At 42.2% G+C, this 20,980-nt stretch carries 17 protein-coding genes and 1 riboswitch; of the genes, 12 read left to right on the top strand and 5 right to left on the bottom strand.

What is annotated here, in order from left to right; translation table 11 throughout:
* Positions 1 to 110: 110 nt before the first annotated feature.
* Together malQ and glgP are read left to right on the top strand one after the other, a co-directional pair.
* Positions 111 to 1,628 carry a 4-alpha-glucanotransferase gene (gene malQ / locus ACXYSN_RS06690; RefSeq protein ID WP_458636560.1) on the top strand — a complete coding sequence of 506 codons (1,518 nt, stop codon included), beginning with the start codon at positions 111 to 113 and terminating at the stop codon, positions 1,626 to 1,628.
* Positions 1,629 to 1,650: 22 nt separating this feature from the next.
* A complete protein-coding gene (gene glgP, locus ACXYSN_RS06685; protein ID WP_235083538.1) occupies positions 1,651 to 3,909 on the top strand; it encodes a glycogen/starch/alpha-glucan family phosphorylase in 2,259 nt (752 codons plus the stop codon).
* A gap of 54 nt (positions 3,910 to 3,963) precedes the next feature.
* On the opposite strand, the gene ACXYSN_RS06680 is transcribed toward glgP, so the two are convergent.
* Both ACXYSN_RS06680 and tyrS read right to left on the bottom strand, forming a co-directional pair.
* Positions 3,964 to 4,812, bottom strand: coding sequence for a putative RNA methyltransferase (locus ACXYSN_RS06680; RefSeq protein WP_458636559.1), 849 nt, complete (start codon positions 4,810 to 4,812; stop codon positions 3,964 to 3,966).
* Between the two features lie 52 nt (positions 4,813 to 4,864).
* A complete protein-coding gene (tyrS, locus tag ACXYSN_RS06675; protein WP_458636558.1) occupies positions 4,865 to 6,121 on the bottom strand; it encodes a tyrosine--tRNA ligase in 1,257 nt (418 codons plus the stop codon).
* A gap of 183 nt (positions 6,122 to 6,304) precedes the next feature.
* On the opposite strand from tyrS, the gene mutL reads away from it, so the two are divergent.
* The 4 genes from mutL (at position 6,305) to ACXYSN_RS06655 (ending at position 10,206) form a co-directional block, all read left to right on the top strand.
* On the top strand, positions 6,305 to 8,254 hold the full coding sequence (gene mutL, locus ACXYSN_RS06670; protein WP_458636557.1) for a DNA mismatch repair endonuclease MutL: 1,950 nt from the start codon (positions 6,305 to 6,307) through the stop codon (positions 8,252 to 8,254).
* A 120-nt stretch (positions 8,255 to 8,374) separates the two neighbouring features.
* Positions 8,375 to 8,968: a Holliday junction branch migration protein RuvA gene (gene ruvA, locus ACXYSN_RS06665; protein WP_458636556.1), complete on the top strand. Its 594-nt coding sequence runs from the start codon at positions 8,375 to 8,377 to the stop codon at positions 8,966 to 8,968.
* 9 nt (positions 8,969 to 8,977) lie between these two features.
* The gene (locus ACXYSN_RS06660; protein ID WP_458636555.1) at positions 8,978 to 9,541 is read left to right on the top strand and encodes a DNA-3-methyladenine glycosylase I; all 564 of its coding nucleotides are present in this window, start codon (positions 8,978 to 8,980) and stop codon (positions 9,539 to 9,541) included.
* Positions 9,538 to 10,206: a lysostaphin resistance A-like protein gene (locus tag ACXYSN_RS06655; protein WP_458636554.1), complete on the top strand. Its 669-nt coding sequence runs from the start codon at positions 9,538 to 9,540 to the stop codon at positions 10,204 to 10,206. Before ACXYSN_RS06660 ends, ACXYSN_RS06655 begins: the two co-directional genes overlap by 4 nt.
* A gap of 57 nt (positions 10,207 to 10,263) precedes the next feature.
* Here ACXYSN_RS06655 and ACXYSN_RS06650 read toward each other — a convergent pair whose 3' ends face one another.
* From ACXYSN_RS06650 to ACXYSN_RS06640, 3 genes are all read right to left on the bottom strand, one after another.
* Complete coding sequence (locus tag ACXYSN_RS06650) at positions 10,264 to 10,527, bottom strand: SemiSWEET family transporter (protein ID WP_049496815.1); 264 nt, start codon at positions 10,525 to 10,527, stop codon at positions 10,264 to 10,266.
* 199 nt (positions 10,528 to 10,726) lie between these two features.
* Positions 10,727 to 11,401, bottom strand: a complete 675-nt coding sequence (locus ACXYSN_RS06645) for a DUF1129 domain-containing protein (RefSeq protein WP_458636553.1) — start codon at positions 11,399 to 11,401, stop codon at positions 10,727 to 10,729.
* A 12-nt stretch (positions 11,402 to 11,413) separates the two neighbouring features.
* Positions 11,414 to 12,358 carry a magnesium transporter CorA family protein gene (locus ACXYSN_RS06640; RefSeq protein ID WP_458636552.1) on the bottom strand — a complete coding sequence of 315 codons (945 nt, stop codon included), beginning with the start codon at positions 12,356 to 12,358 and terminating at the stop codon, positions 11,414 to 11,416.
* 142 nt (positions 12,359 to 12,500) lie between these two features.
* Between ACXYSN_RS06640 and uvrA the strand changes: the two genes are divergently transcribed.
* The 6 genes from uvrA (at position 12,501) to ACXYSN_RS06610 (ending at position 20,978) form a co-directional block, all read left to right on the top strand.
* Positions 12,501 to 15,332: an excinuclease ABC subunit UvrA gene (gene uvrA / locus ACXYSN_RS06635; RefSeq protein ID WP_458636551.1), complete on the top strand. Its 2,832-nt coding sequence runs from the start codon at positions 12,501 to 12,503 to the stop codon at positions 15,330 to 15,332.
* Positions 15,325 to 16,386 carry a M24 family metallopeptidase gene (locus ACXYSN_RS06630; RefSeq protein ID WP_458636550.1) on the top strand — a complete coding sequence of 354 codons (1,062 nt, stop codon included), beginning with the start codon at positions 15,325 to 15,327 and terminating at the stop codon, positions 16,384 to 16,386. The genes uvrA and ACXYSN_RS06630 overlap by 8 nt, the downstream gene beginning before the upstream one ends.
* A gap of 53 nt (positions 16,387 to 16,439) precedes the next feature.
* Positions 16,440 to 16,593: riboswitch (M-box (ykoK) riboswitch) on the top strand.
* 192 nt (positions 16,594 to 16,785) lie between these two features.
* On the top strand, positions 16,786 to 19,446 hold the full coding sequence (gene mgtA / locus ACXYSN_RS06625) for a magnesium-translocating P-type ATPase (protein WP_458636549.1): 2,661 nt from the start codon (positions 16,786 to 16,788) through the stop codon (positions 19,444 to 19,446).
* 135 nt (positions 19,447 to 19,581) lie between these two features.
* Complete coding sequence (gene spx, locus ACXYSN_RS06620; protein WP_006149601.1) at positions 19,582 to 19,980, top strand: transcriptional regulator Spx; 399 nt, start codon at positions 19,582 to 19,584, stop codon at positions 19,978 to 19,980.
* Between the two features lie 60 nt (positions 19,981 to 20,040).
* Complete coding sequence (locus ACXYSN_RS06615) at positions 20,041 to 20,613, top strand: SP0191 family lipoprotein (protein ID WP_303943379.1); 573 nt, start codon at positions 20,041 to 20,043, stop codon at positions 20,611 to 20,613.
* Between the two features lie 98 nt (positions 20,614 to 20,711).
* Positions 20,712 to 20,978: an IreB family regulatory phosphoprotein gene (locus ACXYSN_RS06610; RefSeq protein ID WP_004250500.1), complete on the top strand. Its 267-nt coding sequence runs from the start codon at positions 20,712 to 20,714 to the stop codon at positions 20,976 to 20,978.
* Positions 20,979 to 20,980: the final 2 nt, after the last annotated feature.

Raw genomic sequence — 20,980 nt, 5'->3', positions numbered from 1 at the left:
TTTTTTACAAACGCTTGCATTTCTTTTGGAAATGGGTTATACTTAAAGTAGCGCAAACGTTTGCGCATATAAATATGAAACTCTTAACTACAAACACGCGAGGTGCTAATATGAAAAAACGTCAAAGTGGTGTGTTGATGCACATCTCATCACTTCCAGGGGCTTACGGAATCGGATCATTTGGTCAAAGTGCCTATGATTTCGTTGACTTTTTAGTTCGTACTAAGCAACGCTACTGGCAAATCCTTCCTTTGGGAACAACTAGCTATGGAGATTCTCCATACCAATCATTCTCAGCTTTTGCAGGGAATACTCACTTTATCGATCTTGATATCTTGGTTGAGCAAGGTTTACTAGAAGCTAGTGATCTTGAAGGGATTGACTTTGGTAGCAATCCAACTGAAGTTGACTACGCTAAAATCTACTATGCACGTCGTCCGCTCTTAGAGAAAGCTGTCAAACGTTTCCTTGAAGTTGGAGATGTCAAAGACTTCGAAAAATTTGCGCAAGAAAATCAATCATGGCTTGAACTCTTTGCAGAGTATATGGCGATCAAAGAGCATTTTGACAACCTTGCTTGGACAGAATGGCCAGATGCTGATGCTCGTGCTCGCAAAGCTTCAACTCTTGAAAGTTATCGTGAGAAATTAGCTGACAAGCTTGTTTACCACCGCGTAACTCAATACCTCTTCTTCCAACAATGGTTGAAATTGAAAGCATACGCCAACGATAACCACATCGAAATCGTAGGAGACATGCCTATCTATGTGGCGGAAGATTCAAGCGACATGTGGGCGAATCCTCATCTTTTCAAGACAGATGAAAACGGGAAAGCGACTTGTATCGCAGGTTGTCCACCAGATGAGTTTTCTGAGACTGGTCAGCTTTGGGGGAACCCAATCTATGACTGGGAAGCTATGGACCGTGATGGATATAAATGGTGGATTGAACGCTTGCGCGAAAGCTTTAAAATTTATGACATCGTTCGTATTGACCACTTCCGTGGATTTGAATCATACTGGGAAATCCCTGCTGGTTCTAAAACAGCGGCACCTGGTAAATGGGTGAAAGGACCTGATTACAAACTCTTTGCAGCTGTTAAAGAAGAACTAGGTGACTTGAACATCATCGCAGAAGACCTTGGATTCATGACTGATGAAGTTATCGAGCTTCGTGAGCGCACTGGATTCCCAGGAATGAAGGTTCTCCAATTTGCCTTCAACCCGGAGCACGAAAGTATTGACAGCCCACACTTGGCACCAGCTAACTCTGTTATGTACACAGGAACACACGATAACAACACTGTTCTTGGTTGGTACCGTGATGAGATTGATGATCCAACTCGTGAGTACATGGCACGTTATACAAACCGCAAGGAATATGAAACAGTAGTACATGCTATGCTTCGTACAGCCTTCTCATCAGTAAGCTTTATGACTATCGCTACTATGCAAGATTTGCTAGAGTTGGATGGTTCAGCTCGTATGAACTTCCCATCTACTCTTGGTGGAAACTGGTCATGGCGTATGACAGAGGATCAATTGACTCCTGCTGTCGAAGAAACTTTGCTTGACTTGACTACAATTTATCGCCGAATCAATGAAAATTTGGTAGAATTAAAGAAATAAGACAATATCAGGAGACATAAAAATGTTACCATTAAAAGAATTTGTACATAATCGTTACAATAAATCTATCGCAGAATGTAGCAACGAAGAGCTTTACCTTGCTCTTCTTAACTACAGCAAACTTGCTAGCAGCCAAAAACCAGTCAACACTGGTAAGAAAAAAGTTTACTATATCTCAGCTGAGTTCTTGATCGGTAAACTCTTGTCAAACAACTTGATTAACCTTGGTCTTTATGACGAAGTTAAAAAAGAACTTGCTGATGCAGGTAAAGAGTTGATCGAAATCGAAGAAGTAGAATTGGAACCATCACTTGGTAATGGTGGTTTGGGACGTTTAGCAGCCTGCTTTATCGACTCAATCGCTACACTTGGTTTGAATGGTGACGGTGTTGGTTTGAACTACCACTTCGGTCTTTTCCAACAAGTTCTCAAAAACAACCAACAAGAAACTATTCCTAACGCTTGGTTGACTGACCAAAACTGGTTGGTTCGCTCAAGTCGTAGCTACCAAGTGCCATTTGCACACTTCACATTGACATCTACTCTTTACGATATCGATGTACCTGGATACAAAACAGCTACTAAAAACCGTTTGCGCTTGTTTGACTTGGATTCAGTTGATTCTTCAATCATCAAAGATGGTATCAACTTTGACAAGACAGACATCGCTCGTAACTTGACTCTTTTCCTTTACCCAGACGATAGCGATAAACAAGGTGAATTGCTCCGTATCTTCCAACAATACTTCATGGTTTCAAACGGTGCACAATTGATCATCGATGAAGCAATCGAAAAAGGAAGCAACTTGCATGACCTTGCTGACTACGCAGTTGTACAAATCAACGATACTCACCCATCAATGGTTATCCCTGAATTGATCCGTCTTTTAACTGAACGTGGTATCGAACTTGATGAAGCAATCTCTATCGTTCGTAGCATGACTGCCTACACTAACCACACAATCCTTGCTGAAGCCCTTGAAAAATGGCCTCTTGAATTCTTGGAAGAAGTGGTTCCTCACTTGGTACCAATCATCAAAGAATTGGACCGTCGTGTTAAAGCAGAATACAAAGACCCAGCTGTTCAAATCATCGATGAGAGCGGACGTGTTCACATGGCTCACATGGATATCCACTACGGATACAGCGTAAACGGGGTTGCGGCTCTTCACACTGAAATCTTGAAGAACTCAGAGTTGAAAGCTTTCTACGACATCTACCCAGAAAAATTCAACAACAAAACAAACGGTATCACATTCCGTCGTTGGCTCATGCATGCTAACCCAAGATTGTCTCACTACTTGGATGAGATCCTTGGACGCGAATGGCACCATGAAGCTTCTAAATTAGAAGACCTTCTTTCATACGAAGACAAGGCTGCTGTCAAAGAAAAATTGGAAAGCATCAAAGCTCACAACAAACGTAAATTGGCTCGTCACTTGAAAGAGCACCAAGGTGTGGAAATCAATACAAACTCTATCTTTGATATCCAAATCAAACGTCTTCACGAGTACAAACGCCAACAAATGAACGCTTTGTATGTGATCCACAAATACTTGGACATCAAGGCTGGTAACATCCCTGCTCGTCCAATCACAGTATTCTTTGGTGGTAAAGCAGCTCCTGCCTACACAATCGCTCAAGATATCATCCACTTGATCCTTTGCTTGTCAGAAGTGATTGCCAACGATCCAGCAGTAGCACCACACTTACAAGTGGTTATGGTTGAAAACTACAACGTTACTGCAGCAAGCTTCTTGATCCCAGCATGTGATATCTCAGAACAAATCTCATTGGCTTCTAAAGAAGCTTCAGGTACTGGTAACATGAAATTCATGTTGAACGGAGCTTTGACTCTTGGTACTATGGATGGTGCTAACGTGGAAATCGCTGAGTTGGTTGGAGATGAAAACATCTACATCTTCGGTGAAGATTCAGAAACTGTTATCGACCTTTATGCGAAATCAGCATACAAATCAAGCGAATTCTACGCTCGTAAAGCGATCAAACCATTGGTTGACTTCATCGTAAGCGATGCTGTTCTTGCAGTCGGTAAGAAAGAGCGCTTGGAACGTCTTTACAACGAATTGATCAACAAAGACTGGTTCATGACTCTTCTTGACTTGGAAGACTACATCAAAGTTAAAGAGCAAATGCTTGCTGACTACGAAGACCGTGATGCATGGTTGGATAAAGTCATCGTCAACATTGCTAAAGCAGGATTCTTCTCATCTGACCGTACAATCGCTCAGTATAACGAAGATATCTGGCACTTGAACTAAGATTAAACAAAAAACGCATCTTATATAGATGCGTTTTTTCGTATTTGAACTAGTTCACAGTGCTTTCCCAACCAGAATCTCTGCTTCGATAGTAATTTCTGTCAACTGACTCCAGTCAATCTTGCTTTGGTCGACATGAAAGAGCAGGGGCGTCATGCTGAGTAAGGCATGGCGTTGTTCTGCTGTAATGGGCTTGGTCAGGGAAGCGATTTGACTAGATTGGATGCTGAAATGTTCTTGGAAATGTTCTTTGATATCTTGGTTAGAATAATCTTTCTTTGTCAGTTGTTCCTGTACCATTTGGCGGATTTCCTTGAGGTGGTTTTCAGTAGGAATAACCTTGATTAAGATGCCGTCCTCTGATAAGACTCGTCGAAATTCTCCGTAGTTGGCAGGAGAAAAGATATCAAGCAGGACATCCATGCTGGCGTCCTTTATAGGAAGACGAGCCAGGTCGCCAACGAACCAATTGACCGCCCAGTTGGTTTCACTTTTAGCCGCGATTTGGACTGAGTCTTTTGAAATGTCAAAGGCGTAAAAGGTTTTATCAGAGTGACTTTCTTGGAGTTTACGAGAGTAGAAGCCTTCGCCACAACCGATGTCCAAGATGGTTTTTGCGGATGGATTAGTGGCAAGTAAGTCGGAGATACCTTCTAAAATAGCCTGATAAAAGCCAGCTTCTAGGATTTGTTGGCGGTTTTGAAAGTTTTCCTTGTCGTAGTTAGCAGATTGCTTGATTTGGGGTGCTAGATTGACATAGCCGAATTTTGCTAGGTCAAAAGAATGGCGATGTTCACACTTGAGACTGGACTCTACCAAGGTCAGATTTTCTTGGCAGATAGGGCAGGTAAAGGCACTAGCAGAAGCAAAGCGCTGGAGTTTAGGTTTGAGGTTTGTATTCATAGTTTTAGTCTAGCAAAAAAAGAACTGGATAGCAAATGCATCCAGTCTGTTTTTAGTATGTTAGAACGAAGTATTTTTTCTTACCGCGGCGGATAACAGTGAGTTCGTTCTCTAACTTATCTGCGTCACTCAAGACATAGTCAAGGTCTTGGATACGGTCGCCGTTGATGTAGATGGCACCGTTTTGAACGTCTTCCCGGGCTTGGCGTTTTGAGTTAACCACGCCAGATGATACGAGAAGTTCTACGATGTTGTGGTTTTCGTCTGCATGTACTTGGTAGTTTGGCACGCCACGAAGTCCTTGTTTGAGTTCTTTGACAGAAAGGTTTTTGATATTTCCTGCAAAGAGTTGCTCAGTGATGTTAAGGGCTTCTTTGTAAGCTTCTTCTCCGTGGACAAGAGTCACAACTTCACGAGCCAAGACTTTTTGAGCCAAGCGTTCGTGTGGTGCTGCTTCGAATTGTTTACGGATGTCTTCAATCTCATCCAGTGACAAGAAGGTAAAGATCTTCAAGAAGCGAACAGCGTCAGCATCCATGACGTTCATCCAGAATTGGTACATTTCGTATGGAGAAGTCTTTTCAGGGTTGAGCCAAACAGCATTTCCTTCAGATTTACCAAATTTCTTACCGGTTGCGTCTGTGATCAGTGGGACAGTGATGACATGACCAGTCTTGTCAGCCTTACGACGAAGCAATTCGGTACCAGCTGTCATATTTCCCCACTGGTCAGAACCACCGATTTGAAGGGTTACATTGTGCTCTTGGTTAAGAACGAAGAAGTCATAACCTTGCATGATTTGGTAGGCAAACTCAGTGTAAGAAATCCCTGTTTCAATACGTTTCTTCACAGACTCCTTGCTCATCATGTAGTTGACAGTGAAGTATTTTCCGATATCTCGGAGGAAGTCAATGAAGCTGATGCTGCCAAACCAGTCGTAGTTGTTGACCATGACAGCTTTATTTTCACCATTTTCAAAGTCAAGAAAGCGAGAAAGTTGTCCTTGGATAGACTTGACCCAGCCATCTACTGTGTCTTTTGTTTGGAGACTACGTTCAGCATCTTTGAAGGACGGATCTCCGATGAGACCTGTAGCACCGCCAACGAGCGCATAAGGTTTGTGACCTGCTAGCTGCAAACGACGACTTGTCAAGATTGCGACAAGGTGACCTAGGTGAAGGCTGTCAGCAGTTGGATCGTAGCCAGTATAATAAGAAACTTGACCTTCTTCTAGGGCTTTACGCAAAGCTTCTTCATCAGTCGTTTGAAAAATCAAACCACGCTCTTTTAGCTCATCAAAAATGTGCATGTGTCTTTTCTCCTTTTTAAAATATTGTTTCTACCTATTGTACCACAAACTTGGTAAATAACCTAGTAAAATCGGGAAGAAAGTTGCTGCTTGGACTTTTTTGGAAACGAGTGAAATATGGTATAATAGCACTAGCTTATTTTCAGAGAAATAGATAAAAATCGTTAAGAAAGGGGCTGAAAGATGTCTCATATTATTGAATTGCCAGAAGTCTTGGCCAACCAGATTGCAGCAGGAGAAGTGATCGAGCGTCCTGCCAGCGTAGTTAAAGAGTTGGTCGAAAATGCTATCGATGCTGGTTCAAGCCAGATTATCGTTGAGATCGAAGAAGCTGGTCTTAAGAAAATCCAAATCACCGATAATGGTCACGGGATTCCCCACGATGAAGTCGAGTTGGCTCTTCGCCGTCATGCAACCAGTAAGATTAAGAATCAGGCAGATCTTTTTCGGATTCGGACCCTCGGTTTTCGTGGTGAAGCTTTGCCTTCTATCGCATCTGTTAGTGTACTGACTCTTTTGACAGCAGTGGATGGAGCAAGTCACGGGACCAAGTTAGTTGCTCGTGGGGGAGAAGTTGAAGAAATCATCCCAGCGACAAGCCCTGTAGGGACTAAGGTTTGTGTGGAGGATCTCTTTTTCAACACACCAGCCCGTCTCAAGTATATGAAGAGCCAGCAGGCAGAGTTATCTCATATCATCGATATCGTTAACCGTCTGGGGCTAGCCCATCCTGAGATTTCTTTTAGCCTGATTAGCGATGGCAAGGAAATGACACGGACAGCTGGTACGGGTCAACTGCGTCAAGCCATTGCTGGAATTTATGGTTTAGCCAGTGCCAAAAAGATGGTTGAGATTGAGAATTCGGACCTAGATTTTGAAATTTCAGGTTTTGTTTCATTGCCGGAATTAACACGTGCAAATCGCAACTATATCAGTCTTTTTATCAATGGTCGTTATATCAAAAACTTCTTGCTCAATCGTGCTATTTTAGATGGTTATGGCAGCAAGCTTATGGTGGGACGTTTTCCGCTAGCTGTGATTCATATCCAGATTGACCCATATCTGGCAGATGTCAATGTGCACCCAACCAAGCAAGAGGTAAGGATTTCCAAGGAAAGAGAGCTGATGGCGCTGGTTTCAGAGGCTATCGCAAAGAGTCTCAAGGAACAGACCTTGATTCCAGATGCCTTGGAAAATCTGGCCAAATCTACCATTCGCAATCGTGAAAAAGTAGAGCAAACCACTTTACCATTGAGAGAAAATACGCTCTACTATGAAAAAAATGAACCGACAAGACCAAAACAAGCTGAGGTAGCAGACCATCAGGTGAATCTGCCTGAAGAAAGTCAGGATTTGACCTTGTTTGCCAAGGAAACCTTGGACCAATTGACCAAGCCAGCAAAACTGCATTTTGCAGAGAGAAAGCCAGCCAGCTATGATCAACTGGACCATCCAGAGTTGGATATGGCTAGTCTGGATAAGGCTTATGACAAGTTAGAGCGAGAAGAATCATCCAGCTTCCCAGAGTTGGAATTTTTCGGGCAGATGCATGGGACCTATCTCTTTGCCCAAGGTCGAGATGGCCTTTACATCATAGATCAGCATGCGGCACAGGAACGGGTCAAATACGAGGAATACCGTGAAAGCATTGGCAATGTTGACCAGAGCCAACAGCAACTCCTAGTGCCCTACATCTTTGAATTCCCTGCAGATGATGCCCTTCGTCTCAAGGAAAGAATGTCTCTTTTAGAGGAAGTAGGCGTCTTTCTAGCAGAGTATGGAGAAAATCAATTTATCCTGCGCGAACATCCGATTTGGATGGCAGAGGAGGAAATCGAGTCTGGAATCTATGAGATGTGTGACATGCTCCTCTTGACCAAGGAAGTTTCTATCAAGAAATACCGAGCAGAGCTAGCGATTATGATGTCCTGCAAGAGGTCTATCAAGGCTAACCACCGTATTGATGACCACTCGGCTAGACAACTTCTATACCAACTCTCTCAATGTGACAACCCATACAACTGTCCCCATGGACGTCCTGTTCTGGTTCACTTTACCAAGTCAGACATGGAAAAGATGTTCCGTCGCATTCAGGAAAATCATACTAGCCTACGAGAGCTAGGAAAATACTAATACTCTTCAAAAATCTCTATAAACTGCGTCAGCCATACCTTGCCTAACTCAAGTTATGCCTACGGTTAGCTTCCTAGTTTACTCTTTGATTTTTATTGAGTATAAATTGAAGGGAAAATTATGTACGAATATCTAAAAGGTATCATTACCAAAATTACTGCTAAATACATCGTTCTTGAAGCTAACGGTATCGGTTATATCCTGCATGTGGCTAATCCTTATGCTTACTCAGGACAAGTCAACCAAGAAGCGCAAATCTATGTCCATCAAGTTGTTCGGGAGGATGCCCATCTACTTTACGGTTTTCGCTCGGAAGCTGAGAAAAAGCTCTTTCTCAGCTTGATCTCAGTGTCAGGCATTGGGCCAGTCTCTGCACTTGCTATTATAGCTGCGGATGACAATGCTGGTCTCGTTCAAGCCATCGAGACCAAGAATATCACCTACTTGACCAAATTCCCTAAAATTGGCAAGAAAACAGCCCAGCAGATGGTGCTGGACTTAGAAGGGAAAGTGGTTGTGGCGGGGGACGACCTCCCTGCTAAGGCTGCTGCTCCATCTAGCAGTGACAATCAAGAATTGGAAGAAGCCATGGAAGCCATGTTGGCCTTGGGCTACAAGTCGACCGAGCTTAAGAAGATCAAGAAATTCTTTGAAGGAACTTCTGATACAGCTGAAAACTACATCAAGTCTGCCCTTAAGATGTTGGTGAAATAGGAGAAGAAGATGCCAAAACGCTGTGGCTGGGTTAAAATGAACAACCCGCTTTATGTAGCCTACCACGATGAAGAATGGGGACACCCCCTCCATGACGACCAAGCCCTTTTTGAGTTGCTTTGCATGGAGACCTATCAGGCTGGTCTTTCTTGGGAAACGGTGCTCAATAAACGCCAAGCCTTCCGTCAAGCTTTTCATGGTTACCAAATTCAAGCTGTTGCAGACATGACGGATGAAGAATTGGAAGCTCTGATGAATAATCCAGCTATCATCCGAAATCGTGCCAAGATATTTGCGACGCGAGCTAATGCCCAGGCCTTTCTACAAGTTCAGAAAGAGTATGGCTCTTTTGATGCTTATCTTTGGTCTTTTGTCTGTGGGAAGACGATTGTGAATGATGTACCTGACTACAGCCAGGCTCCGGCTAAGACGCCTCTATCTGAGAAATTATCCAAAGATCTCAAAAAACGTGGTTTCAAGTTCACAGGTCCAGTTGCTGTCTTGTCTTTTCTACAAGCAGCAGGGCTAGTTGATGACCACGAGAATGAATGTGAATGGAAGGGACTTAAATGATGGCTAACAAATATAAGGGAGTTCTGGTTTTTGGGATTCTCTATACAGTTCTCTTTGTGCTTGATGGCGTTAAATTGCTGGATCCTTTGATGCCATCTACCATTGCAAATTATCTAGTCTATGTAGTATTAGCTTTATATAGCTCTTTCTTGTTCAAGGATAGATTGATTCAACAATGGAATGAGATTAGAAAGACTAAAAGAAAATACTTCTTTGGAGTTTTAAAAGGCTGGCTCTTTCTCATTATGATGACTGTTATCTTTGGATTTGTATCAGAGATGTTGAGGCAGTTTTTTGGGCTGGTCGGACAAGGTCTAAACCAGTCGAATATTCAAAGTACCTTTCAAGAACAACCGCTACTGATAGCAGTTTTCGCTTGCATCATTGGCCCTTTGGTGGAAGAACTCTTTTTCCGTCAGCTCTTATTGCATCACTTGCAGAAAAAACTGCCAAGTTGGTTAAGCATTCTTCTGGTAGGATTTATCTTTGCACTGACTCATATGCATAATTTAAGTTTATCAGAGTGGGTCGGTGCAGTCGGATACCTAGGTGGTGGCCTTGCCTTTTCTATTATTTATGTGAAAGAAAAGGAGAATATCTACTATCCCTTACTTGTTCACATGTTAGGCAATAGCCTCTCCTTTATTATCTTAGCCCTGTCTTAATCTTATACATAAAAAAGCAACCGCTCGATGTGGTTGCTTTTTATAGTAGTTGCATTCTTATAGAGCAGTAAGGAAGGTCAGTCCGCCAAGGACAACCCCAGCCGAGTTTGGAATGATTAGAATCCAATCTTTCTTAGGCTCTTTTGTCCATCCGTAAATGACCCAGATTAAGCAAGAGACTGCTGCTGATAAAGGTTGGAAAGGTTGAGCTTTATTTCCTTGTAAATTGGCAAAAATTTGGGGGATGTAGGCTATAAATACAATAATCCCGATAAAGGCACCAATTGAACCGACAATTTGATTAATTCTCTGTTTAGTCATATATATTTCTCCTTATTACTTTATTAGCATAACAGAAAAACAACTTGGATTCAAGGATAAAACCTCGGGATTCTAAGGGAAGCCTTTACATTAGAACGTTTTTAGAAAATGTAGCTACTTTTCTTTGGAGAATCAAAAAATGCTTTGGAGCCATAATAAAAGTAGTCTGTCTACAAAACACACTACTTTTTTGTTTATCTTAATATCTAGCAGGTCCTGCACTTGCACTCTTGATGTTGAAACGTTTTTTGAGGTAGAAACGTAGGGCAAGGAGAGCTCCTCCAATGACCAACAATACAAGTGGTGGGAGACTGATGTTGATGGCTTGTGGAAGGAAGTTACTCAAGAAGAGAATGAAGACCCATGCAAACATGGTTGCTAACATAACCAAAAGTGATTTCCAGAATGGTGGGCGTTGGCTACGGTCAGTATCAGGTCCGTAGTAGCGGTAGATGAAGTGGTAGAGCAGGTAAAAGGCAACTCCCCCAAAGGCCCCTACACTGATAAGTGTTACCAATCCGTAGGCCACAGGTTGGTTTGAGAAGAAGCTCATCAAGGCGCTAACTATTGCAAATAATCCTGTGATGAAAAGGGCTGAATCCAACATCATCAATTTTGGATCGTCGTTTTCTTTTGGATGTTCTTTTTCGTATTGCTCTTTTTCGCTGAAACTATGAGCCCAGTGAGTTGGTGCTCCGTAGATAGAACGAGCGGTTATACCTTTTGGTTGTTCTTCAAGGATATGAGGAATGACTTCTTCAAGGATGGCCTTGATTTCAGCGTCAGTTTTCCCATCTTTTAGAAATTGCTGGGTGGCAATATGGATAAATTCTTGGTTTTTCTTTGTTAAATCTTTTAAATCAATCTGTGACATAATAACTCCTGTTTAGAACCATTTTTTATGGATGAGGTAAAGAGTGAGAGAAACACTCAGAGCAAAGGCGATAAAGACGATGAGCCAGAAAGCATGCGGTTCTCCGTTTAAAGGAATTTCATTATCCTTAAAGTTCATACCGTAGGCCGAGAAGATCATGGTCGGGATGGACATAACGATGGTCACAAGGGCCAAGGTTTTCATGATATTGTTCTGGTTGTTTGAAATGATAGAGGCAAAGGTCTCTGTCATAGAATGAAGGACGTTTCCATAGATGTCCGCCATCTCGATGGCCTGTTGCGTTTCAATCAAGGTGTCTTCAAGTAGATCTTCGTCTTCAAGGTATTTCTTAATATTGCTAGTTGCGCTGGTCAATTTTTTAATCACGCGCTCGTTTGTCTTAAGAGAGGCCTTGAAGTAGACGATGGTCTTTTCCAACTCCATGAGTTCAATCAATTCTTCATTTCGAGTAGATTTGTGAAGTTGGCTCTCAATCTGCTCACTCTTACGTTCGATTGAACGGAGGGCGGTTAGGTAAATCTCCGCGTTGCGGTAGAGAATCTGGAAGATGAAGCGTGAACGCATAAAGGTATAGAAATTCCGAAGTCTACGATTGATAAAGACATCAAGAAGTGGGAGAGGCTCCAAGCAGGTGGTGATGATAGCCTCTTCTGTGATGATAATCCCCAAGGGAATAGTCACGTAGTAGGTCTGGTTATTTCTTTCCTCTGTGATTGGGACGTCTACGATGATCAAGGTGTATTCATCTTCGATGGTGATACGTGACATCTCTTCCGCATCGAGCGGTGCACGGAGATCGGCGATATCAATATCAAAGGCCGAGGCGATTTCCATCGATTCGCTTTGAGTAGGATTGACGAGATTGATCCAAGTGCCCGGCTGGAGCGTATCGATCTCTTTAAATTCAGTTGTTGTTGAGAGAAAGACTTGTTTCATATCTCCTATCCTTTCCTAATCTAATCCGTGTTTCAGTGATTTTTGACACCGTACTATTATACTACAAAATCGGCTTTTTTGGTAATAGAATTTCACTTTTTTTGGTATAATGGAAAGCAATAATGGACTAGAAAGAAGTAACATGCAAGATAAGATTGTCATCCATGGGGCACGCGCCCATAATTTAAAAAATATAGATGTGGAAATTCCGCGTGACAAGCTAGTTGTGGTGACGGGACTATCTGGATCAGGAAAGTCTAGTTTGGCCTTTGATACCCTTTATGCAGAAGGGCAACGTCGCTACGTTGAAAGTCTGTCAGCCTATGCTCGTCAGTTCTTGGGCAATATGGAAAAGCCAGACGTGGACTCTATCGATGGTCTCAGCCCTGCCATTTCCATTGACCAGAAAACGACCAGTAAAAATCCTCGTTCGACGGTTGGAACAACGACGGAAATCAACGATTATCTACGTCTTCTCTATGCACGTGTAGGGACACCCTACTGTATCAATGGACATGGGGCCATCAAGGCTTCGTCTGTAGAGCAGATTGTAGACAAGGTTTTGGAATTGCCAGAACGCCAGCGTCTGCAGATTTTGGCTCCTGTTATTCGTAAGAAAAAAGGGCAACATAAGACTCTGATTGAAAAGATTCAAAAGGATGGTTACGTCCGTGTCCGTGTCGATGGAGTTGTCTACGACGTGACTGAAGTTCCTGAACTTGAAAAGAATAAGCAACACAACATTGATGTGGTGGTAGACCGTATCATTATCAAAGAAGGTATCCGTAGTCGTCTCTTCGATTCGATTGAAGCAGCTCTACGTATCGCTGAAGGTTATGTCGTTATTGATACTATGGATGATTCAGAGTTGCTCTTTTCAGAACACTATGCTTGTCCAGTATGTGGATTTACGGTTCCGGAGTTAGAACCTCGTCTCTTCTCCTTCAATGCACCGTTTGGCTCTTGTAGCGAGTGTGACGGTTTAGGAATCAAGCTAGAGGTTGATACGGACTTAGTAGTGCCAGATGCTAGCAAGACCCTTCGCGAGGGAGCCTTAGCGCCTTGGAACCCTATCTCTTCTAACTATTATCCAAATATGCTGGAACAAGCCATGACGGCCTTTGGAGTGGATATGGATACGCCTTTTGAGGACTTGTCTGAGGAGGATAAACATCTCATTTTTTATGGTTCAGATGGGAAAGAATTCCATTTCCACTATGAGAATGAATTCGGCGGAGTTCGTGATATCGATATTCCTTTTGAAGGTGTTATCAGAAATATCAAGCGTCGCTATCATGAAACCAATAGCGACTACACTCGCACTCAGATGCGCCTTTATATGAATGAGCTAACTTGTGGTACCTGTCATGGTTATCGTCTCAATGACCAAGCCTTATCTGTTCGAGTAGGGGGAGAAAAAGGACTCCATATCGGAGAAATTTCAGACCTCTCCATCGCAGACCATTTGGAGGTCATTGATCAACTAACCCTATCTGAAAATGAAGCTATCATTGCTCGTCCGATTCTTAAGGAAATCAAGGATCGCTTGACCTTCCTCAATAACGTGGGCCTTAACTATCTGACGCTTTCTCGTTCAGCAGGAACATTATCAGGAGGGGAGAGTCAACGTATTCGCTTGGCGACTCAGATTGGTTCCAACCTTTCAGGAGTTCTCTATATTCTTGATGAGCCGTCTATCGGTCTTCACCAAAGGGACAATGACCGTTTGATTGCCAGTCTGAAAAAGATGCGTGACTTGGGGAACACCTTGATCGTGGTAGAACATGATGAAGACACCATGCGAGAGGCTGATTATCTGATAGACGTTGGCCCTGGTGCAGGTGTCTTTGGTGGAGAAATTGTTGCGGCAGGAACGCCTAAGCAGGTAGCTCGCAACAGCAAGTCTATCACTGGACAGTATCTGTCAGGTAAACGTGCGATCCCAGTACCGACAGAACGCCGTGTAGGCAATGGTCGCTTTATCGAAGTGACAGGTGCGCGTGAGAACAACTTGCAAAATATCACCGCTCGCTTCCCACTCGGGAAATTCATTGCGGTAACAGGCGTTTCTGGCTCAGGGAAGTCTACCCTCATTAACAGCATCCTCAAAAAGGCTATTGCACAAAAGCTCAATCGCAATTCAGACAAGCCTGGTAAGTTTAAATCCATTACAGGAATCGAGCATATCGATCGTCTGATAGACATTGACCAAAGTCCAATAGGACGAACACCGAGATCTAATCCCGCTACTTATACAGGTGTCTTTGATGACATTCGGGACCTCTTTGCTCAGACAAATGAAGCCAAGATTCGTGGCTACAAGAAGGGGCGTTTCAGTTTCAACGTCAAGGGCGGTCGCTGTGAAGCTTGCTCGGGTGACGGGATTATCAAGATTGAGATGCACTTCTTGCCAGATGTTTACGTAGCCTGTGAAGTCTGTCATGGGACTCGCTACAACAGTGAAACTCTAGAAGTTCACTACAAGGAAAAGAATATCTCGCAAGTCTTGGATATGACCGTCAACGATGCGGTTGAATTTTTCAAACACATTCCGAAAATTCAACGCAAACTCCAGACTATCAAAGATGTTGGTCTAGGTTATGTGACCTTGGGACAACCAGCTACGACACTTTCTGGAGGGGAGGCCCAGCGTATGAAGCTGGCTAGTGAACTCCACAAGCGTTCGACCGGTAAGTCCTTCTACATTCTAGATGAGCCAACGACTGGGTTGCATACTGAGGACATCGCTCGTCTACTCACCGTTTTGTCCCGCTTTGTCGATGATGGTAATACAGTTCTCGTTATTGAGCACAATCTGGATGTCATCAAAACAGCAGACCATATTATCGACCTAGGACCAGAAGGTGGTGTTGGCGGTGGTACTATTATCGCAACAGGAACTCCAGAAGAAGTAGCTGCCAATGAAGCTAGCTATACAGGACAGTATTTGAAAGGAAAGTTACATCATGAATAAACGTGTGCAAGCATTTTTAGATAAAATGCAAGAAAAAGAACTAGATGGAATCATTATCAATAACCTTAAAAATGTCTACTATTTGACAGGATTTTGGGGCTCAAATGGGACAGTCTTTATCAGTCGTGACCGTCAGGTCTTGGTGACAGATGCTCGCTATATCATCGCTGCTAAGCAAGAAGTTACTGGCTTTGAGATTTTTGCAGAACGTGATGAGTTGTCAACTATCGCAAAGATTGCAAAAGATATGGGCCTTTCTCGTATCGGTTTTGAAGATGAGATTTCAGTTTCTTATTACCATCGCATGCAAACCGCCTTTGAAGGTTTAGAACTAGTTCCACAGACACAGTTTGTTGAAGCCCTTCGTATGATTAAGGATGAGACAGAGATTGCGACTATTCGTAAGGCTTGTTCCATCTCAGACCAAGCTTTCCACGATGCTCTTGACTTTATCAAGCCAGGGAAGACAGAAATTGAAATTGCCAACTTCCTGGACTTCCGTATGCGTGAATTAGGCGCTGCTGGTTTGTCTTTTGACACGATTCTAGCTAGTGGAATCAACTCTTCTAAACCTCACGCCCACCCAATGCACAAACCAGTAGAACTAGGTGAAGCTATTACCATGGACTTCGGTTGCCTTTACGACCACTATGTTAGTGATATGACACGTACTATCTACCTAGGTCATGTCAGTGATGACCAAGCAGAAATCTACAACACTGTTTTGAAGGCTAACCAAGCTCTGATTGACCAAGCTAAGGATGGATTAGGTTTCCGTGATTTTGATAAAATCCCTCGTGATATTATTGTGGAAGCAGGCTATGGAGAATACTTTACTCACGGTATCGGGCACGGTATCGGACTTGATATCCACGAAGAACCTTACTTTAGCCAAACTTCCAAAGAAGTTATTAAATCTAGTATGGTCTTGACTGATGAACCTGGTATTTATATTGAAGGTAAATACGGGGTTCGTATCGAAGATGATATCCTGATTACAGATACAGGTTGTGAGCTATTAACCCTTGCTCCAAAAGAATTAATCGTAATCTAAGAAAAATGAGATAAATCGTTGACTTTTACTAGTTAAAGGTTTATACTGAAAGGCGAAAACGGTAGGTGAGGCTACCATAGGGATACGGATGACTACCGCAAAGCAGTGGAGACACTACTCGTTGGTCAACAGTCCTGGTCGCGAAGGTCAAGACTAAGCTCATTACATCGCCCTATGGAGTTAAAGCTTGAACGAAAACAGATAATCAGTTTTTTAGTCCTGCCATTTTATGGCAGGACTTTCTGCTGTTTTAAAACAAAGAAAGGAGAAAAACGATGCAAATTGACGATCATCCAGAACCGCACATACACAGCCAATCGCTGATTTGTGTCGTTCTGTCCTTATAAAGTGATTGGTCCCTGTGTATGAAATTACCATTCATACAGATAGGAGAAACCAATGAAAACTACAAAAGAAAGATTAGCAGCAGCTATTCAAACTCCATTTAAAGAGAGTCTAGCTTTTTACCATACAAGTCTAAAAGGCTTAGATTCAGAACAAGTCGAAGAAAACCGTGACCTATATGGTGAAAACACCATCACAAAGGGTCAAGAGGATTCCATCTTTAAAAAGATTTATGAGTCCATTATCAATCCTTTCACAATCATTTTGCTTGTGATTGCCTTTATCTCTCTCGTTACAAACGTCTGGCTTGCCAAACCTGGTCAAGAGGACCCGACAACCTCTATCATTATCGTTGTCTTGGTTTTGATTTCAGGAGGCATCCGTTTTGTCCAAGAATTGCGGAGCGACAAGGCAACAACCAACCTTTCAAAAATGATTGTCAACACTGCAACTGTTATTCGTGATGGTCTTGAACAAGAGTTACCCATCGATGAGTTGGTTGTAGGAGATCTCGTGAAATTGAGTGCGGGAGATATGATTCCAGCAGATGTTATCTTGTTCGAATCCCGCGACTTTTTCGTTCAACAGTCAGGTTTGACTGGAGAAAGTGATGCAGTCGAAAAACTTGCTTTAAATAAAGCGACTGGCCAAAATGTAGATAGCCTTTTAGAAGCAGAATCTTTGGCATTCATGGGGACAAACGTTATCTCAGGAAGTGCTACAGCTATGGTTCTAGCAGTTGGGGATGACACCATGATGGGAGCTATTGAACAGACTCTCAACACCTACGATGAACCAACTTCTTTTGAACGTGAAATGAACAGCATTTCATGGCTCTTGATCCGTTTGATGCTTGTCATGGTTCCAATCGTGTTTTTCGCAAATGGTTTGACCGACGGAGACTGGCTAGAGGCTGGAGTTTTTGCCTTGAGCGTTGGTGTTGGACTTACACCAGAAATGCTGCCAATGATTATTACAGCTAGCTTGGCAAAAGGTTCCATTATCATGGCCAAGGAAAAGGTGGTCATCAAAAAACTTAATGCCATACAAGACTTAGGGGCAATCGATATCCTTTGTACGGACAAAACTGGAACTCTAACGCAAGATGAGATTGTTTTAGAATACCCATTAGATATCCATGGCGATTTGGATATGGCAGTCTTAAGAAGAGCTTATCTAAATTCACATTTCCAAACAGGTTTGAAAAACTTGATGGACCGTGCTATCATCAGTAGAACTGAAAAAGAGGCCAAAGAACACGCTATCCTACAAAATTTAGATACTAGTTTCCAAAAAATCGACGAGCTTCCATTTGACTTTGAGCGCAGACGCATGAGTGTCATTGTCAAAGACGATAGCAATGTTGTTAGTATGGTTACCAAGGGTGCTTTAGAAGAAATGTTGAACATTTCGACACATGTGGAGTACCGTGGAGAAGTCATCCCTCTTACTGAAGACATTCGTCAAGAAGTGTTGGCAGAAGTTGGTCAATTAAACCGTCAAGGTTTGCGTGTCTTAGGTGTTGGTTACAAGTCAGGTCTACGTGAAGACTATGCTTATACCGTGACTGATGAAAGAGACATGATCCTTACTGGTTATCTTGCTTTCTTGGATCCACCAAAACCATCTGCAGCACCAGCTATTCAGGCTCTGCTTGAGCATGGTGTCAAAACAAAAATTTTAACTGGGGATAACGAAAAAGTAACCCAAGCTATTTGTGAAAAGGTTGGTTTGGATGTTGAACACATCCTTTTGGGAGCTGATATCGACCAAATGACAGACCAAGAATTGGCAGATGTTGTTGAAAAAGTAACAGTCTTTGCTAAATTGTCACCTGACCAAAAAGCGCGTATCATTCTACAGTTGAAGAGAAACGGTCATGGAGTTGGTTATATGGGTGACGGTATTAATGATGCCCCATCTATGAAGGTAGCAGATGTCGGTATTTCTGTAGATACAGCAGTCGATATCGCTAAGGAAACAGCGGATGTTATTTTGTTAGACAAGGATCTCATGGTTCTTGGAACTGGTATCGTTGAAGGTCGTAAGGTCTACGCCAACATGACCAAGTACATCAAGATGACCGTCAGTTCAAACTTTGGGAATATCTTCTCACTCCTTGTTGCGAGTATCTTCTTGCCATTTTTACCAATGGCTCCTGTTCATCTCATTGTTTTAAACCTAGTCTATGATTTGTCTTGTGTGGCATTGCCATTTGATAATGTGGATCAAGACTTCCTCAAACAACCTCATACATGGGAAGCAAAATCTATTACTCGATTTATGGTTTGGATGGGTCCGATTTCATCGATCTTTGATATTTTGACCTTTATTTTCCTCTATTTTATCATTGTTCCTTTGGTGACAGGCTATCATTATGTTCATGGTTCTGAATCTGCCCTTCAGTTTATTATCTTGTTCCAAACAGGATGGTTCATTGAATCTATGTGGTCTCAAACCATGGTCATCCATATGCTTCGTACAGCAAAAGTTCCTTTTGTACAAAGCAGACCAGCTTGGCTTGTGATTTTTACAACTTTGGTTGCGGCTTTCTTCGTAACTAGTCTACCTTATGGCCCACTAGTGAATATCCTTCGTTTAGCTCCATTGGGACTTCCATACTTCTTGTTTTTAGTCGGTATTATTTTCTTGTACATGTTTAGCGTCACCGTTATTAAGAAGTTATACATTAAGAAGTACAAAGAGTGGTTATAGTTCGTGTTTTGTTAAGAAAAAAGGAGAAAAATGAGCAAAAAAGTTAAATTTTTTTAAAAATAGGTCGCAAGTCGGATGTTTTTTATGGTATAATAGAATAAACTGATAGTAACATGTAGCGAAAGGGGTAGGTACATGATCAAAATTTATACAGTCTCAAGTTGTACTAGCTGTAAAAAAGCGAAAACCTGGCTTAATGCCCACCAGTTAAGTTATAAAGAACAAAACCTCGGTAAAGAGGGGATTTCTAGAGAAGAATTATTAGATATTCTAACAAAAACAGACAATGGAATTGCGAGCATTGTATCATCAAAGAATCGCTACGCTAAAGCTCTTGGAGTTGATATCGAAGATTTGAGTGTCAATGAAGTGCTCACTTTGATAATGGAGACACCACGTATCCTAAAAAGCCCAATTCTTGTTGACGAGAAACGTTTGCAAGTTGGCTATAAAGAAGATGACATTCGTGCCTTCTTGCCACGCTCTGTCCGCAATGTAGAAAATGCAGAAGCACGTTTACGTGCAGCACTATAAAACATAAAGGCTGGGAGTGACTCCTGGCCTTATTTGATAGGTAAATAAGGAAAAATGAACATGAAGAAGATAGTTATCGGAACAGTTGCGTTTCTATTTTTACTAGCTGGCTGTGGTCAGAAAAAAGAATCTGCGGAGCCTACTAAAGATACGACAACAGAAGCTCTCCGATCAACTCTACCAGTCCTAGAAAATGCGAATAACAATACAGTAGTAACCAAGACACTTGTCCTACCCACTGATGAAAATGGAGTTCAGCAAACTCAGACCATTACCTATAAGGGTAAACAATTCTTGACCTTAACGATTCAGCAAAAACGGCAAGTTTCAGAAGAACTCAAGAACTACATTGCCGAGCATGGATTAGAGGAAGCAAAGACGGCCTTGAAAGAAGAGGAAGACAAGGATGAATCAGTCCAAGCTGCTCGTAAAATCCCTGGTTTTAGTCTCGAAACCACTCTCTTAAGTGAAACGGAGATTGAAACTAAAAGCAGTTATGATTTTCAGGTTCTAGATGTTAAAAAGGCAAGCGAAAGCGAATATTTAAAAAATGTTGGCTTGGAAAATCTATTAAAAAACGAACCAGAAGAGTATATCGTAAGTCGAGTTGCAAGTGGTGCGACTGTCCAGTAAAGAAGTCGCAGAAAATCAGGCAAAATCAGACTGTGTGATTTGTAGAACGGCTGTGAATGTGCTATAATAGTACTATTCTAAGGAAAGAGGGTGTTAGAATGGGATTTACTGAAGAAACCGTACGTTTTAAATTGGACGATTCCAATAAAAAAGAGATTAGCGAAACATTGACAGAAGTCTATGCTTCCTTGAATGAGAAGGGGTATAACCCTATTAATCAAATTGTGGGCTATGTTCTCAGTGGAGACCCAGCTTACGTTCCTCGCTACAATAACGCTAGAAATCAAATCCGTAAATACGAACGCGATGAGATTGTTGAAGAATTGGTTCGCTACTACCTTAAGGGACAAGGAGTCGATCTATAACC

The organism is Streptococcus sp. V869, assembly GCF_054353515.1.
Note: the sequence above shows the minus strand (reverse complement) of the source record. Positions and strands in the feature narration are given on the sequence as shown.

Coding starts and splice junctions, on each gene's coding strand:
- ACXYSN_RS06615 (WP_303943379.1), top strand. CDS start 20,041: ATGAAGAAGATAGTTATCGGAACAGTTGCGTTTCTATTTTTACTAGCT.
- tyrS (WP_458636558.1), bottom strand. CDS start 6,121: ATGCACATTTTTGATGAGCTAAAAGAGCGTGGTTTGATTTTTCAAACG.
- glgP (WP_235083538.1), top strand. CDS start 1,651: ATGTTACCATTAAAAGAATTTGTACATAATCGTTACAATAAATCTATC.
- ACXYSN_RS06680 (WP_458636559.1), bottom strand. CDS start 4,812: ATGAATACAAACCTCAAACCTAAACTCCAGCGCTTTGCTTCTGCTAGT.
- malQ (WP_458636560.1), top strand. CDS start 111: ATGAAAAAACGTCAAAGTGGTGTGTTGATGCACATCTCATCACTTCCA.
- mutL (WP_458636557.1), top strand. CDS start 6,305: ATGTCTCATATTATTGAATTGCCAGAAGTCTTGGCCAACCAGATTGCA.
- ACXYSN_RS06640 (WP_458636552.1), bottom strand. CDS start 12,358: ATGAAACAAGTCTTTCTCTCAACAACAACTGAATTTAAAGAGATCGAT.
- mgtA (WP_458636549.1), top strand. CDS start 16,786: ATGAAAACTACAAAAGAAAGATTAGCAGCAGCTATTCAAACTCCATTT.
- uvrA (WP_458636551.1), top strand. CDS start 12,501: ATGCAAGATAAGATTGTCATCCATGGGGCACGCGCCCATAATTTAAAA.
- ACXYSN_RS06630 (WP_458636550.1), top strand. CDS start 15,325: ATGAATAAACGTGTGCAAGCATTTTTAGATAAAATGCAAGAAAAAGAA.
- spx (WP_006149601.1), top strand. CDS start 19,582: ATGATCAAAATTTATACAGTCTCAAGTTGTACTAGCTGTAAAAAAGCG.
- ACXYSN_RS06645 (WP_458636553.1), bottom strand. CDS start 11,401: ATGTCACAGATTGATTTAAAAGATTTAACAAAGAAAAACCAAGAATTT.
- ACXYSN_RS06650 (WP_049496815.1), bottom strand. CDS start 10,527: ATGACTAAACAGAGAATTAATCAAATTGTCGGTTCAATTGGTGCCTTT.
- ACXYSN_RS06610 (WP_004250500.1), top strand. CDS start 20,712: ATGGGATTTACTGAAGAAACCGTACGTTTTAAATTGGACGATTCCAAT.
- ACXYSN_RS06660 (WP_458636555.1), top strand. CDS start 8,978: ATGCCAAAACGCTGTGGCTGGGTTAAAATGAACAACCCGCTTTATGTA.
- ruvA (WP_458636556.1), top strand. CDS start 8,375: ATGTACGAATATCTAAAAGGTATCATTACCAAAATTACTGCTAAATAC.
- ACXYSN_RS06655 (WP_458636554.1), top strand. CDS start 9,538: ATGATGGCTAACAAATATAAGGGAGTTCTGGTTTTTGGGATTCTCTAT.